Genomic DNA, 13,958 nt, shown 5'->3' on the forward strand with positions numbered 1-13,958 from the left:
CGGCCGTTGACCTGATCCCGGATTGACAGGGAAAACTAACCGCTTGCTGGTTAATGTCGTGTTAACCATGCAGTTTTTTGCTGTTTTCAGCAGATTTGCGGCAAAGAAAAAGGCCCGTCGAAACGGGCCTTTCTTTTGGGAAAGGGGATGGAGAACCCCTTGTCCCTAGATTACGAGTGGTAAGCGGCTTCGCCGTGGGTTGCGAGGTCGAGACCTTCACGTTCCGCTTCCACCGGAACCCGCAGACCGACGATCACGTCAACGATCTTGTAGAGGATCACCGAGACGACCGCACACCAGACGATGGTGATGGCGACGGCGACGAACTGCGTCCAGAGCTGCGAGGTAATCGAGAAATCAGCCTTGCCGGTGCCGCCGAGCAGCGGCGACGTGAAGATGCCGGTGCCGAGAGCGCCGATGATGCCACCGATACCGTGAACGCCGAAGACGTCGGCCGTGTCGTCATAACCGAACTTGTTCTTCACCACGGAGACGAAGAAGTAGCAGATCGGCGAGACGATGAGGCCGAGAACGATCGCACCCATCGGGCCAACGGAGCCGGCGGCAGGCGTGACGGCAACGAGGCCGGCAATCATGCCCGAGGCAGCGCCCAGCATGGAGGCCTTGCCGCGGGTGAAGCTTTCAACCAGCGACCAGGAAACGATGGCGGCGGCCGTTGCGAGGAAGGTGTTCATGGTTGCAAGAACCGCACCACCGGATGCTTCGAGGTTTGAGCCGGCGTTGAAGCCGAACCAGCCGAACCACAGCATGGCTGCGCCAACCAGCGTCAGCGTCATGGAGTGGGGTGCCATCATGTCCTTGCCGAAGCCGGTACGCTTCCCGACCATGATCGCGCCGATCAGGCCTGCCACACCGGCATTGATGTGAACGACCGTACCGCCGGCGAAGTCGAGAGCGCCCATGCCGAAGATCAGGCCGTTCGCATCCCAGACCATGTGTGCAATCGGGAAGTAGACGAAAGTGGCCCACAGGATGGTGAAGAGGATGACGGCAGAGAACTTCACGCGTTCGGCGAAAGCACCGACGATCAGGGCCGGCGTGATGGCCGCAAAGGTCATCTGGAAGGCGATGAAGGTGTATTCGTAGATCACCACGCCTTCGGAGAAGGTTGCCGACGTGCTGTCAAGCGAAACGCCCGACAGGAACAGCTTGCCGAAGCCGCCGAAATAGGGACCGGTGCCGCCGCCGAAGGCGAAGGAGTATCCGTAGATCACCCAGACGAGCATCATGACCGCGCCGACGACCGTGCACTGCATGAGAACGGAGAGCATGTTCTTGGTGCGGACGAGGCCGCCGTAAAACAGCGCCAGACCGGGAATGATCATGAACAGCACGAGGATTGTCGCGACATACATGAAAGCGGTGTCGGCTTTATCCGGAACGGGCGCTGCTGCTGCCACTGCCGGCGCGGCATCCTGGGCAAAGGCGATGGCCGGGGCCATCAGGGCTGCCGCACCGGCGCCCAGCTTGCCGAGTGTTGAAAACTTGTTGAATTGCATAGCGAGAAAACTCCCCTGTCAGCCGTGCTTCAAAGCGCTTCTGTGTTGGTTTCGCCGGTACGAATGCGCACGGCCTGTTCGATAGAGTAGACAAAGATCTTGCCGTCACCGATCTGCCCGGTCTTTGCCGCGGATGCGATCGCCTCGACAGCCTTGTCGACAACGTCGGATGCGACCGCGATCTCGATCTTCAGCTTGGGAAGGAAGCTCACCGCATATTCCGTGCCGCGATAAATTTCGGTATGCCCCTTCTGGCGTCCGTAACCCTTCACTTCGGTCACGGTCAGGCCCTGGATGCCGACGCCGGTGAGCGCTTCGCGCACCTCATCCAGCTTGAACGGCTTGATAATGGCCATCACAATTTTCATCTGGTTTCCCATCCTTTGTTTGTCCTCGGCACGGAGCCGACTCTCCTTGCCGCTGGCAGATCAGTAACAGCGACTGCGGACATACATTCAAAGGGCGTGCCAGTTTCGGATAGCGTGTCTAACTTATTGAAATATAAAATTTATATGACGGACGTCTGAAAAACGGGCAGGAAGTCGCGTAATTTTCGTCTATTAAATGTGCGGTTTTTGAGAAAAGCGCATTATTTAATCAATTGCCCTTTTGCGGATCAGACCTTCCTGTGCCACGGAGGCGACCAGTTCACCCTGTCTGGTGAAAATATTGCCACGGGTCAGGCCGCGGGCGCCTGAGGCGCTTGGGCTGTCCTGCATGTAAAGCAGCCAGTCGTCCAGTCGGCAGGGGCGGTGGAACCACATGGCATGATCGAGGCTTGCCACCTGAATGGAAGGATCGAAAATCGTCGTTCCGTGGGCATAGAGCGAGGTGTCGAGCAGGGTCATATCCGAGAGATAGGCGAGAATGGCCGATTGCAGGCGCGGGTTATCAGGCACATCGCCAACGGCGCGGACCCAGATGTCCTGCTGCGGTTCCAGCTTTTCCTTCGAGATATAATGGGTCAGTGAAACCGGACGTATCTCGATCGGTCGCTTGTTGCTCCAGTAGTTCCGGATCGAAGCCGGCGCCTTGGCCAGAAAGGCTGCCTGCATCTGTTCTTCGCTCATCAGTTTTTCGGGTGGCGTCACATCAGGCATTTTTATCTGATGGGTAAAACCGTCCTCGAAGATCTGAAACGACGCCGACATGGAAAAAATCGCCTTGCCATGCTGGATGGCAACCACGCGGCGGGTGCAGAAGCTTGCGCCGTCGCGGATACGCTCCACCTGGTAGACGATAGGCACCAGCGGATCGCCGGGGCGCATGAAATAGGAATGCAGCGAATGCACTTGGCGGTTATCATCCACCGTTCTTTGCGCCGCAATCAGGGCCTGCGCGATGACCTGGCCGCCGAAAACCCGCTGCCAGCCGATTTGTGGGCTTTCGCCCCGGAACAGGTTCTCTTCCAGCTTCTCGAGATCGAGTGTGGCGATGAGGTTGGCCATCGGGTCGGACGTTTGCGAGGGATGCGACATTTTTTCGACCTGCTCCGGCTGTAGGAAGATGTCATATGGTCTATAGTGCGCCGATGATGGGTGCACAAGATTTGAGGAGAAGCGCGATGCTGGACGTGGTGGTGGCAGGCGGCGGATATGTCGGCCTTTCGGTTGCTGTCGCAATCAAGCAGGCGGCCCCACACCTCAATGTGCAGGTGGTCGAGGCTGCTCCGGAGGATGTCTGGAAGAAGGATGTCCGCGCTTCCGCGATTATCGCGGCGGCCACGCGCATGCTCGATGTTTTCGGCATATGGAACGAGATCGAACCTGAGGCCCAGCCGATCAACAGGATGATCGTCACCGATTCGAAGACCGCCGATCCTGTTCGTCCGGTGTTTCTGACCTTCGATGGAGCCGTGGAAGAGGGCAGGCCGTTTGCCCATATGGTTCCGAACGTCGCGATGGTCGGGGCGCTCAGGGGGCTTTGCGAGCGTCTTGGCATCGAAATTCGCCACGGCCTCAGTGTTTCCGGCTTTACCGCAGGTGCGCAATCGACGGCGATCAGCCTTTCCGACGGCTCATCGCTCGAAGCGCGATTGTTGATTGCCTGCGACGGGGTTCGCTCAGCGCTGAGAGATATGGCCGGTATCAAGACTGTGCAATGGGACTATGATCAGGCCGGTATCGTCACCACCGTCGAACATGAGCGGTCGCATGAGGGCTGCGCGGAGGAACATTTCCTGCCGTCCGGTCCCTTCGCCATCCTGCCGCTGAAGGGAAATCGTTCCTCCCTCGTCTGGACAGAACGCAAGGCGGATGCCGACAGGCTGGTGGCCGCCGATGATCTGGTGTTCGAGGAGGAGCTGGAGCGCCGGTTTGGCCACAAGCTCGGCCCTGTCCGTCCCATCGGTCCCCGCCGCGCCTTTCCGCTTGGCCTGACACTGGCACGCTCCTTCGTTGCGCCGCGTGTGGCACTTGCCGGTGATGCTGCGCACGGAATTCATCCGATCTCGGGCCAAGGCCTCAATCTCGGCTTCAAGGACGTTGCGGCGCTGGCCGAAACCGTGGTCGAGGCCGACCGGCTTGGCCTCGATATAGGCTCACTCAACGTTCTGGAGCGTTACCAGTCCTGGCGGCGTTTCGACACCTTGCGGATGGGCGTGACGACGGATGTGCTGAACCGGCTTTTCTCCAATGATGTCGGTCCCATCCGCATCATGCGCGATTTCGGTCTGGGTGTGGTCGATCGTTTGCCGGGTCTGAAATCCTATTTCATCGGTCAGGCCGCCGGCACGACGGATTCGAATGCACCGCGTCTGCTTGTCGGCGAGGCGCTCTGATCGGGCCTTTCCCGCTTGCTTCGGATCGGCTTTTCAGCGATTGCCGCTTGACAGCCGATTCCGGTATTTTCTGCCGTAACGCTTTGCCATAAAGCTGAATCCGGCCAAGGACTTATCCGGATTCATAATCTGGTATGGGCCACACTTTCACCAACCAGATATTGCGGAGAACAAAAGCTGAATCCCGCTGAGTCAGCGATTCGTATTCGATTCGTTCGCAAACTGTTCCAAACCTCAATCGATTCTGTTTTTTGCCGGATTCTTTTTGTTCCTTTAACTGGCTGAATCTGAATGGAAAATTACGTGAAGAGAGCACCACGTGCCACTTTGCGGGCAGGGCCTATTGCCTTTGCCGACGGGCATTGCCATGTGTGGTGCGTGCGGCCCGCCTTAGCGATGGCGGGCGGCGCGGCCAAGCAGATGAAGTCGATTCGCGGATAGTACGTTGAATTTTCGCCCCATGATCCTGAGCGGCCGCGGTGTCACGGCCGTTCTCGGCCCCACAAATACCGGCAAGACCCACTACGCGATCGAGCGGATGGTGGCCCATGGCAGCGGTGTCATCGGCCTGCCGCTGCGTCTTCTGGCGCGTGAGGTCTATACCCGCCTTGTTGAAAAGGTGGGTGCGCCGAATGTGGCGCTGATCACCGGCGAAGAAAAAATATCGCCTCCCAAAGCCAAATATTCCGTCTGCACGGTGGAAGCCATGCCGCGCGAGACGACCGCCGCCTTCGTCGCGATCGATGAGGTGCAGTTGGCCGGCGATCTGGAGCGCGGCCATATCTTCACCGACCGCGTGCTGCATTTACGCGGGCGGGAGGAAACGCTGCTTCTGGGTGCCGGCACGATGCGCCCGATCCTGCAAAAGCTCTTGCCGGGCATTACGGTGGTGGAGCGGCCGCGCCTGTCGCAGCTTTTTTATGCGGGCCAGAAGAAAATCACCCGCCTGCCGCAACGCACGGCGATCGTCGCGTTTTCGGCAGAAGAGGTCTATGCCATCGCGGAACTCGTTCGCCGCCAGCGCGGCGGCGCGGCTGTGGTGATGGGCGCGCTCTCGCCGCGCACGCGCAATGCCCAGGTTGGGCTCTACCAGTCTGGCGACGTCGAATATCTCGTGGCGACGGACGCTATCGGCATGGGCCTCAACCTCGATGTCGATCATGTCGCGTTTGCGCAGGACCGCAAGTTCGACGGTTACCAGTTCCGCAATCTCAATCCAGGTGAGATCGGCCAGATCGCCGGCCGCGCCGGCCGCCATCTTCGCGATGGCACCTTTGGTGTGACCGGCCGTGTCGATCCGTTCGATGATGAGTTGGTGGAACGCATCGAAACCCATCAGTTCGATGCGGTGAAGGTGCTGCAGTGGCGGACGAAAAATTTCGATTTTTCCTCCATTGCCAATCTGCGTCTCAGTCTGGATGCCGCGCCTGCGATCCAGGGTCTTTCCCGCGCCTTGCCGGCAATCGACCAGCAGGCGCTCGAATATTTGTCACGTTATCCGGAGATCAACGACGTGACGACGACCGATGCGCGGGTGGAAAAACTCTGGGAGGCTTGTGCGCTTCCGGACTATCGCCGCATCGCACCCGCTCAGCATGCGGATCTGATCTCGACGCTCTATTTCGATCTGGTAAAACGTGGCACGGTGAACGAAGATTTCTTAAGCGAACAGGTGCGCCGCGCCGATCGTACCGATGGAGAAATCGATACCTTGTCTGCAAGGATTGCGCAGATCAGAACATGGACTTATGTATCGAACCGCCCAGGATGGCTTGCCGATCCGACACACTGGCAAGAAAAGACGCGGGAAATCGAAGATCGATTGTCCGATGCTCTACATGAAAGGTTGACGAAACGCTTTGTTGATCGCAGGACATCTGTGCTCATGAGGCGCCTGAGAGAGAATGCGATGCTTGAAGCTGAAATCAGTGTAAATGGTGATGTCTTCGTAGAAGGACATCACGTCGGCCAATTGGCCGGGTTCCGGTTCACGCCGGTGCCGGGAATGGAAGGGCCGGATCAGAAGGCCGTTCAAGGTGCGGCCCAGAAGGCGCTCGCTCTCGAATACGAGGCGCGTGCGGCGCGTCTGCATGCCAGTGGCAACGGCGATCTCGCTTTGAGCTCCGATGGTCTGGTTCGCTGGTTGGGCGAACCGGTGGCCCGCCTTTCGGCAGGTGATAACATTATGAAGCCGCGGGTGATCCTCGTCGCCGACGAGCAGTTGAGCGGCAATGCCCGTGATCATGCGCTGGCGCGTGTCGAACGTTTCGTCAATCACCAGATTGCGACCGTGCTGAAGCCGCTGGACGATATTTCGCGCGCCGAAGACCTTCAGGGTCTGGCGAAGGGGCTGGCGTTCCAGCTGGTAGAAAATCTTGGCGTTCTGTTCCGCCGCGACGTCACCGAAGACGTGAAGTCGCTGGATCAGGATGCGCGTGCCTCCATGCGCCGTTACGGTGTGCGTTTCGGCGCCTATCATGTTTTCCTGCCTGCGCTTCTCAAGCCCGCTCCGGCGGAGCTTGTCACGCTGCTCTGGGCGCTGAAGAATGACGGCCTCGGCAAGCCGGGTTATGGCGATCTCATTCCGGTTCTGGCCGCCGGCCGTACCTCGGTGGTGACGGACCCCGCATTCGAGCGGATGTTCTACAAGCTTGCCGGTTTCCGCTTCCTCGGAAAGCGCGCCGTGCGTATCGACATTCTCGAGCGCCTGGCCGATCTCATCCGTCCGCTGTTGCAGTGGAAGCCCGGCCAGCAGCCGCGTCCGGAAGGTGCATATGACGGCCGCCGTTTCACGACGACGACTGCGATGCTTTCCATTCTCGGCGCAACGCTCGACGATATGGAAGAGATTCTCAAGGGTCTTGGTTACCGCGCCGATCAGGTGACAGCGGAGGAGGCGCAGGTCTTCCTCGCCAGCCAGACCGGTGCTGCCGCTCCGGCTGCCGCTGAGGCGGTGGCGGAAGAGGAAAGCGCCGAGACCGAGCAGGATGAGCCGGCCTCCGAAGAGCAGGCGTCAGAGACGGCGGCTGTCGCGGAGAGCGAAGCTGTTGATGAGACGTCGATCGTGGAAGCCGTCAGCGAAACCGCTGCGGAGACGCCTGTCGCGGAAGCCGTTGCCGAAGAGGCTGGTGCAAGCGAGGCCGTGTCCGCAGAAAGCACGGAGGCTGCAGAGCCGAAGCCTGTTCTTTTGTGGCGTCCGGGTGGCCGCAACGAAAATCAGCGCAGCGAAAACCGTCGTCCCGGCAATCGCGGTCAAAACCGTGAACAGGCTCCCCGCGAGCAGGGCGAACGTCGCGGCGAAGGCCGTCGTGACAACCGTGACGGCGCAAATCGCGAAGCTGCCAATCGTGGTGGCGAGGGCGAGCGCAAGCGTGATGGCGGACGTCCTGACCGTGGCAATCGCAACGATCGTCAAGACCGTGGTGAGCGCAAGGACAGGCCGGACCGTAATGACCGTGGCGGAAAGCCGCAGGGTCAGCAGCGTTTCGAAGCCAAGCCGCCACGCAAGGAGAAGCCGATCGATCCGGATTCGCCTTTCGCAAAGCTCGCTGCTCTCAAGGAGCAGTTGAAGAAATAAGCCCATGGGGAGCAACGAACAGCCACTGGAGAGCACGCGTCAGCGTCTGGACAAGTGGCTGTTCTTTGCCCGCATGGCCAAATCCCGCTCGCTTGCTCAAAGCTATATTCAGTCGGGTAAGGTCAAGGTCAACGGTGTCACTATCCGCCAGCCCAGCCATCTGGTGAAGACCGCTGACCGGCTCGATATCGGTTTCGAGCGGATGGACAAGGTGCTTGTCATCAAATCCGGAGGGGAGCGACGCGGACCCTACGAGGAAGCCAGACTTCTCTACGACGATCTGACGCCGCCACGGGAGCCTTCCGACAGGTTGAGCCCGCTGGAGCAGGCGATGCGCGAGCCGGGCAGCGGCCGTCCGACAAAAAAAGAGCGTCGGGCGCTCGACAGGTTTTTGTCCGATAGTGACGGAAGCAAAGATTAGAATAAACCTCCAGGTCGGCCCCGTTTTCAGAATTGTTTATCCTTGCTATCTGAAGTCAAAGGCATTACCTCCTTTGCGAAATTGCCCTGTCTGAATTCCGGGCGTCGGCTTGTGTTCCGAAGCTCAAAGACCCGGTCTGCATATTCTGGAGTTCATCATGACATATGTCGTGACCGACAACTGCATTCGCTGCAAATATACCGATTGCGTTGAAGTCTGCCCCGTTGACTGCTTCTACGAGGGTGAAAATTTTCTCGCGATCAACCCCGACGAATGTATCGATTGCGGTGTGTGCGAACCGGAATGTCCCGCCGAGGCGATCAAGCCCGATACGGAGCCGGGTCTCGACAAGTGGCTGAAGCTCAATACGGAATATGCGGCGATCTGGCCGAATATCACCATCAAGCGTGATCCCATGCCCGAGGCCAAGGAAATGGATGGCGTTGAGGGCAAGCTGGAGCTTTATTTTTCCGCCGAGCCCGGTCAGGGCGACTGATTTTTCGACGATGCGCGTCTTTTGCGCCGTCATTTTTAAAGCCCTCGCAGCACAGGCGCGAGGGCTTTTTGCTGAATTTCAGCAGGTCATCCGCCGCGGCCGGATTGCAGGGTGGTCGATAGCAACGTCAAAAGAGCCACGCTGTCTTCCAGGCTTTGCCGCTGGCGACTTTGCAATATGGCTGCTTGCAGGCGGTTCATCTCGCGGGCGATCGCAGCCGGCTGCCACGTCCGCAGCGCCCTTTCGATGATCGGCTTTCGGCGAAAATGGATATGGCGTCCGAGTGTCTGCATGACCTGACCGGCCTGCTGCTTTTTCTCGTCCATCTCGGCGCGCATCTGGTCGAGCAGCTGGAATTGCTTGAGGCATCCCTGAAGCACGAGGAAGATCGGCGTCTTCGACGAGACGATCTTCTGGGTGGCGTGGAAAAAGGCGTTTCTGTCGCCTTTCAGGATGGCGTCAACGGCATCGTCAGCGGAAACCGTACTGGCATCGCCGATGATGGCCAGCACGTCTTCTTCTTCAATCACTTCCGCGCCACGGCAATAAAGTGCCAGCTTGCGGATTTCGTTGCGCGATGCGATGCGATCGCCACCCAGGGATTCGATCAGCCTTTGTCGTGCGGCGGGCGCGATGCGCAGATTGTCGTTGGAAAGCTCCTGATCGATCAATGCGTTCAAAGATCGCGCATCGTCCGCATAACAGGGGATCGCGGCGATGGAGCGCGCGGGTTCCGCGATCTTGCGCAGCCCCGTGCCCTTCTTGATGTCGCCAGCCTCTATAATCAGGAAGCTCGCCTCTGGCGGTGTCTCGGCCAGAATCTGGAGCGCGTCCACCAGTGCCTTTTCCGCCGCCGCACTTTTGATCCAGACGAGTTTTTCGCCGCCGAAAAGGCCGATGGCGTTCACCTCGTCGAGAAGGCGACCGGGATCGCCCTGCAGATCGGATGCGGTCAGCTTCAAAGATGCGAAAGCGTCATCCGGGTCGATGCCAGTCTTTTTGGCGATGAGGGTTGCCCGTTCCGACACAAGGCCGCGGTCCGGACCATAGAGCACGAAAACGCGAAAGCGCTCCGCCGGATTTTCGGCGAAGCGCTCAAATTCATGCGATTTTATCTCCGCCACGGCCTTGGCTCTCAGCGGCCGAGGGTGGCGGCGATATCAGTGCGGATGATTTCAGCCAGTTCCCGGGCCGCACGGTTTTCGGCGTCGCGGGTTGCCCTGATCTTGGCGAATTCCTGCTGCGGCAGGTCCACCTGCGCCGTCACGCTGCGGCGTGCGGAGCGCAGGATCTGGCCGTCGGAAATACGCGTCAGGACATATTGACCGCTCATCACCACGCGGCCGGGATAAGGGCCGTCATAGTTGTTGTTGGTGCGGGTCGTCAGGTCGTAATTCTCGACTTCCGTGGAGGTGGCGCTCGAGCTTACGGAAATCTTGACATTATACTGGGCCGTGGCCGGTTCACCCGCGCCGCCAGCCATCAGGAAGATCAGCTGGTTGCGGACTTCCTGCCCAACCCTGCCACCGACTTCGGAGACGCTGACAGCCGCCAGCCTCTCCTTGGTTCCGGAAGCCTCGCCATAAAGCGGGCGCACCTGGCAGCCCGCCAGAAGACCGGCCATCATCACGACGGAAATTGCTGCCGCGACGCGGCTCCATCTCGAAAAAACGTCAGACAACAATGTTCACAATCCTCTGCGGAACCACGATGACTTTCTTGGGCTCGCCACCGGCAAGAATAGATTTGACGGCATCCAGAGCAAGGGCAGCCGCACGGACCGCATCTTGATCCGCATCGCGCGCGATTGTCAATTCGCCGCGCTTCTTGCCGTTGACCTGCACGGGCATGACCACGTCGTTTTCCTCAACCAGCGAGGCGACGAAGACCGGCCACGGTGTCTGTGCAACGAGACCCTCATTACCCAGCGCCGACCAGCATTCTTCCGCCAGATGCGGCGTCATGGGGGCGATGATGCGGATGAGGATTTCGACGGCATCGCGAGCAGCTGCCCTGACGTCGTCAGACTTTCCGCCTGCTGCGACGTCCGCAAGTGGCCCGGCGAGCGCGTTGACCAGCTCATAGATGCGGGCGATCGCCTTGTTGAAGGCGAGCTTGTCCAGATCGTCCTGAACGGCCTTCAGCGTCTTGTGTGCCGCCTTGGAGGCTACCAGCCCTTCGCCCTCGGTCGCCGGCTTCGGCTTGACGCTCTTCAGCTCACTCGCGACTTCGCCGACAATGCGCCAGACGCGCTGGACGAAGCGGTTCGAGCCCTCCACACCCGCTTCGGACCAGATGACGTCACGATCAGGGGGCGAATCAGACAGAACGAAGAAACGTGCGGTATCGGCCCCATAGGATGCGATGATATCGTCAGGGTCGACCACGTTCTTCTTCGACTTCGACATCTTCTCGATGGAGCCGATCTTCACTTCTGCGCCGGAAGACAACAGGAATGCCCGGCGTGCGCCGTCGGTCTCTTCGATGCGCAGGTCAGCGGGGGCTATCCATTCGCGGCTCATGCCTTCGCCGTGGCTATAGGTCTCGTGAACCACCATACCCTGCGTGAACAGGCCCTTGAAGGGCTCCTTGACGCCGACATGCCCGGTTTCGCGCATGGCGCGGGTGAAGAAACGCGAATAGAGCAGATGCAGGATCGCGTGCTCGATGCCGCCGATATATTGATCGACCGGCAGCCAGTGATTGGCGACCTTAGGGTCGGTCGGCTGGTCTTCCCACGGTGCTGTAAAGCGGGTGTAATACCAGCTGGAATCGACGAAGGTGTCCATCGTGTCGGTTTCGCGACGCGCGTCATGGCCGCATTGCGGGCAGGAAACGTGACGCCATGTGGGGTGGCGATCCAGCGGGTTGCCGGGCACGTCGAAAGTCACGTCGTCGGGCAGCTTGACCGGCAGGTCCTTTTTCGGAACCGGCACCACGCCACAGACTTCGCAGTGAATGACCGGGATGGGGCAACCCCAGTAACGCTGACGGGAAATGCCCCAGTCGCGCAGGCGGAAATTGACCTTGCGCTCGGCCTGCGGTGCGTTGCCCAGCATCTCAGCGGACACCTTCTGCACGACGGCTTCGAAGGCGTCAGCCGTCTTCATGCCGTTCAGGAAGCCAGAATTGATCATCACGCCATCATCGGTGAAGGCGGTGTCCTCAACGGTGAAGCTTGCGGCGTCGGGACCTTCGGGTGCGACGACGGCCACGACCGGCAGGCCGTATTTACGGGCGAAATCCAGATCGCGCTGGTCACCCGAAGGGCAGCCGAAGATTGCGCCGGTGCCGTAATCCATCAATACGAAGTTTGCGACATAGACGGGCAGTTCCCAGCTGGGGTCCAGCGGGTGCACGACCTTGACGCCGGTATCGATGCCCTTCTTTTCGGCGGTTTCCAGTGCTGCCAAAGAGGTGCCATGGCGGCGGCATTCGTCGCAGAACTCGGCAATATCAGAATTGTTCGCCGACAGTTCCCTTGCCAGCGGATGGTCAGCGGCGATCGCCAGGAAGGAGGCGCCGAACAGGGTGTCGGGGCGCGTTGTATAGACGGTGATATCGGAAAAACCTTGCGGCGCCGTGTCAGCGACGGTCTGCCAGCGCAGCGACAGGCCTTCGGAACGGCCGATCCAGTTCTTCTGCATCAGGCGCACTTTTTCCGGCCATTGATCCAGTTCGTCCAACTCGTCCAGCAGGTCCTGGCTGAAATCGGTGATGCGGAAGAACCATTGCGTCAGTTCACGCTGTTCGACCAGCGCGCCGGAGCGCCAGCCGCGACCGTCGATCACCTGCTCATTGGCCAGAACCGTGTGGTCGACCGGATCCCAGTTGACCTTGGACTGCTTGCGGTAGACCAGACCCTTTTCCATGAAATCGATAAACAGCGCCTGCTGGCGATGGTAATATTCCACATCGCAGGTGGCGAATTCGCGGGTCCAGTCCAAGGACAGGCCCATGGATTTCAGCTGGCCGCGCATGGTGGCGATGTTCTGGTAAGTCCAGTCCTTGGGGTGAACCTTGTTCTGCATTGCCGCGTTTTCGGCAGGCATGCCGAAGGCGTCCCAGCCCATCGGGTGCAGAACGTTGAAGCCGCGCGCGCGCTTGTAACGCGCAACGACGTCGCCCATGGCGTAGTTGCGGACATGGCCCATGTGGATGCGTCCCGATGGATACGGAAACATCTCCAGAACGTAATATTTCTCGCGCGGGTCGCTGTTGTCGGTGACGAAGACGTTGTCTTCGTTCCATTTCTGCTGCCAGCGCGGCTCGGCGTCGCGAGGATTGTAACGTTCGATGGCCATTGTGTAGAATTCCGGGTATCGAGGGGAAAAATTTGCGCTGACCTTCACCATGAAACGACCGGGGCGTCAAGTTTGGCGGGGCGTTCGGGCGTTCAATCTTGGCCAGCGTGCTTCAAATGGTGCTAAACCCGCTTGGCATCAAGGCAATCGGCGTCTAGTTAGCGGTTCGAACGGTTTAAAAAAGGTCTTGTGATGGAAATCGAAGCACGTCTTGAGGATGTCAGGCAGCGCATTGCGGATGTTGCGGAAAAATCTGGCCGCAAGGCAACGGATGTTGCGCTCGTCGCGGTCTCGAAGACATTCGACGCGGAGGCAATTCAGCCCGTCATCGATGCCGGCCAGCGCGTGTTTGGTGAAAACCGTGTGCAGGAGGCGCAGGGCAAGTGGCCGGCCCTGAAAGAAAAGACATCGGATATCGAACTGCGTCTGATCGGACCGCTGCAATCCAACAAGGCTGCGGATGCGGTGGCTTTGTTTGATGTCGTCGAGAGCGTGGACCGGGAAAAGATCGCCCGCGCGCTTTCCGAAGAATGCGCCAAACAGGGCCGCAGCCTGCGGTTTTATGTACAGGTCAACATCGGCCTTGAACCGCAGAAGGCCGGCATCGATCCGCGTGAAACGGTCGCCTTCGTGGCTTTTTGCCGGGACGACTTGAAACTGCCGGTCGAGGGGTTGATGTGCATTCCGCCGGCAGAGGAAAATCCGGGGCCGCATTTTGCGCTTTTGGCCAAGCTTGCCAGGCAATGTGGCCTTGAGAAGCTTTCCATGGGCATGTCCGGCGATTTCGAAACTGCCGTCGAGTTCGGTGCCACCAGCGTCCGGGTCGGCTCGGCGATCTTCGGCACCCGGTAAAATCCTGAA

At 59.5% G+C, this 13,958-nt stretch carries 11 protein-coding genes; 5 read left to right on the plus strand and 6 right to left on the minus strand.

Going from position 1 to position 13,958, the window contains the following annotated elements:
* Positions 1 to 170: 170 nt before the first annotated feature.
* From DXT96_RS15635 to tesB, 3 genes are all read right to left on the minus strand, one after another.
* Positions 171 to 1,520: an ammonium transporter gene (locus DXT96_RS15635; protein WP_149900417.1), complete on the minus strand. Its 1,350-nt coding sequence runs from the start codon at positions 1,518 to 1,520 to the stop codon at positions 171 to 173.
* A 29-nt stretch (positions 1,521 to 1,549) separates the two neighbouring features.
* Complete coding sequence (locus DXT96_RS15640; RefSeq protein ID WP_019565993.1) at positions 1,550 to 1,900, minus strand: P-II family nitrogen regulator; 351 nt, start codon at positions 1,898 to 1,900, stop codon at positions 1,550 to 1,552.
* A 213-nt stretch (positions 1,901 to 2,113) separates the two neighbouring features.
* A complete protein-coding gene (tesB, locus tag DXT96_RS15645; RefSeq protein WP_153515457.1) occupies positions 2,114 to 2,998 on the minus strand; it encodes an acyl-CoA thioesterase II in 885 nt (294 codons plus the stop codon).
* Between the two features lie 56 nt (positions 2,999 to 3,054).
* Between tesB and DXT96_RS15650 the strand changes: the two genes are divergently transcribed.
* From DXT96_RS15650 to fdxA, 4 genes are all read left to right on the plus strand, one after another.
* Positions 3,055 to 4,299, plus strand: coding sequence for a ubiquinone biosynthesis hydroxylase (locus tag DXT96_RS15650; protein WP_153515593.1), 1,245 nt, complete (start codon positions 3,055 to 3,057; stop codon positions 4,297 to 4,299).
* A 460-nt stretch (positions 4,300 to 4,759) separates the two neighbouring features.
* Positions 4,760 to 7,876 carry a helicase-related protein gene (locus DXT96_RS15655; protein WP_153515594.1) on the plus strand — a complete coding sequence of 1,039 codons (3,117 nt, stop codon included), beginning with the start codon at positions 4,760 to 4,762 and terminating at the stop codon, positions 7,874 to 7,876.
* Between the two features lie 4 nt (positions 7,877 to 7,880).
* A complete protein-coding gene (locus tag DXT96_RS15660) occupies positions 7,881 to 8,297 on the plus strand; it encodes an RNA-binding S4 domain-containing protein (RefSeq protein WP_153515458.1) in 417 nt (138 codons plus the stop codon).
* Positions 8,298 to 8,454: 157 nt separating this feature from the next.
* Positions 8,455 to 8,793 (plus strand): ferredoxin FdxA, encoded by a 339-nt coding sequence (gene fdxA / locus DXT96_RS15665; protein ID WP_149900421.1) that lies wholly within the window; start codon positions 8,455 to 8,457, stop codon positions 8,791 to 8,793.
* Between the two features lie 86 nt (positions 8,794 to 8,879).
* Here the strand turns inward: fdxA and holA are convergent, their stop codons facing one another.
* The 3 genes from holA to leuS are packed head-to-tail and all read right to left on the minus strand — an operon-like array spanning position 8,880 to position 13,097.
* Positions 8,880 to 9,917, minus strand: coding sequence for a DNA polymerase III subunit delta (gene holA, locus DXT96_RS15670; protein WP_149900422.1), 1,038 nt, complete (start codon positions 9,915 to 9,917; stop codon positions 8,880 to 8,882).
* Between the two features lie 11 nt (positions 9,918 to 9,928).
* Positions 9,929 to 10,474 (minus strand): LPS assembly lipoprotein LptE, encoded by a 546-nt coding sequence (gene lptE / locus DXT96_RS15675; RefSeq protein WP_052818700.1) that lies wholly within the window; start codon positions 10,472 to 10,474, stop codon positions 9,929 to 9,931.
* Positions 10,467 to 13,097, minus strand: a complete 2,631-nt coding sequence (leuS, locus tag DXT96_RS15680) for a leucine--tRNA ligase (RefSeq protein WP_153515460.1) — start codon at positions 13,095 to 13,097, stop codon at positions 10,467 to 10,469. Before leuS ends, lptE begins: the two co-directional genes overlap by 8 nt.
* 192 nt (positions 13,098 to 13,289) lie before the next feature.
* On the opposite strand from leuS, the gene DXT96_RS15685 reads away from it, so the two are divergent.
* Positions 13,290 to 13,949 (plus strand): YggS family pyridoxal phosphate-dependent enzyme, encoded by a 660-nt coding sequence (locus tag DXT96_RS15685; RefSeq protein WP_153515461.1) that lies wholly within the window; start codon positions 13,290 to 13,292, stop codon positions 13,947 to 13,949.
* Positions 13,950 to 13,958 lie beyond the last annotated feature (9 nt).

The sequence above is a fragment of the Agrobacterium sp. ICMP 6402 genome (assembly GCF_009498615.1).
In the GTDB taxonomy this organism is placed as follows: domain Bacteria; phylum Pseudomonadota; class Alphaproteobacteria; order Rhizobiales; family Rhizobiaceae; genus Agrobacterium; species Agrobacterium burrii.

Coding starts and splice junctions, on each gene's coding strand:
- fdxA (WP_149900421.1), top strand. CDS start 8,455: ATGACATATGTCGTGACCGACAACTGCATTCGCTGCAAATATACCGAT.
- DXT96_RS15650 (WP_153515593.1), top strand. CDS start 3,055: ATGGGTGCACAAGATTTGAGGAGAAGCGCGATGCTGGACGTGGTGGTG.
- DXT96_RS15635 (WP_149900417.1), bottom strand. CDS start 1,520: ATGCAATTCAACAAGTTTTCAACACTCGGCAAGCTGGGCGCCGGTGCG.
- DXT96_RS15660 (WP_153515458.1), top strand. CDS start 7,881: ATGGGGAGCAACGAACAGCCACTGGAGAGCACGCGTCAGCGTCTGGAC.
- DXT96_RS15655 (WP_153515594.1), top strand. CDS start 4,760: ATGATCCTGAGCGGCCGCGGTGTCACGGCCGTTCTCGGCCCCACAAAT.
- leuS (WP_153515460.1), bottom strand. CDS start 13,097: ATGGCCATCGAACGTTACAATCCTCGCGACGCCGAGCCGCGCTGGCAG.
- DXT96_RS15685 (WP_153515461.1), top strand. CDS start 13,290: ATGGAAATCGAAGCACGTCTTGAGGATGTCAGGCAGCGCATTGCGGAT.
- tesB (WP_153515457.1), bottom strand. CDS start 2,998: ATGTCGCATCCCTCGCAAACGTCCGACCCGATGGCCAACCTCATCGCC.
- DXT96_RS15640 (WP_019565993.1), bottom strand. CDS start 1,900: ATGGGAAACCAGATGAAAATTGTGATGGCCATTATCAAGCCGTTCAAG.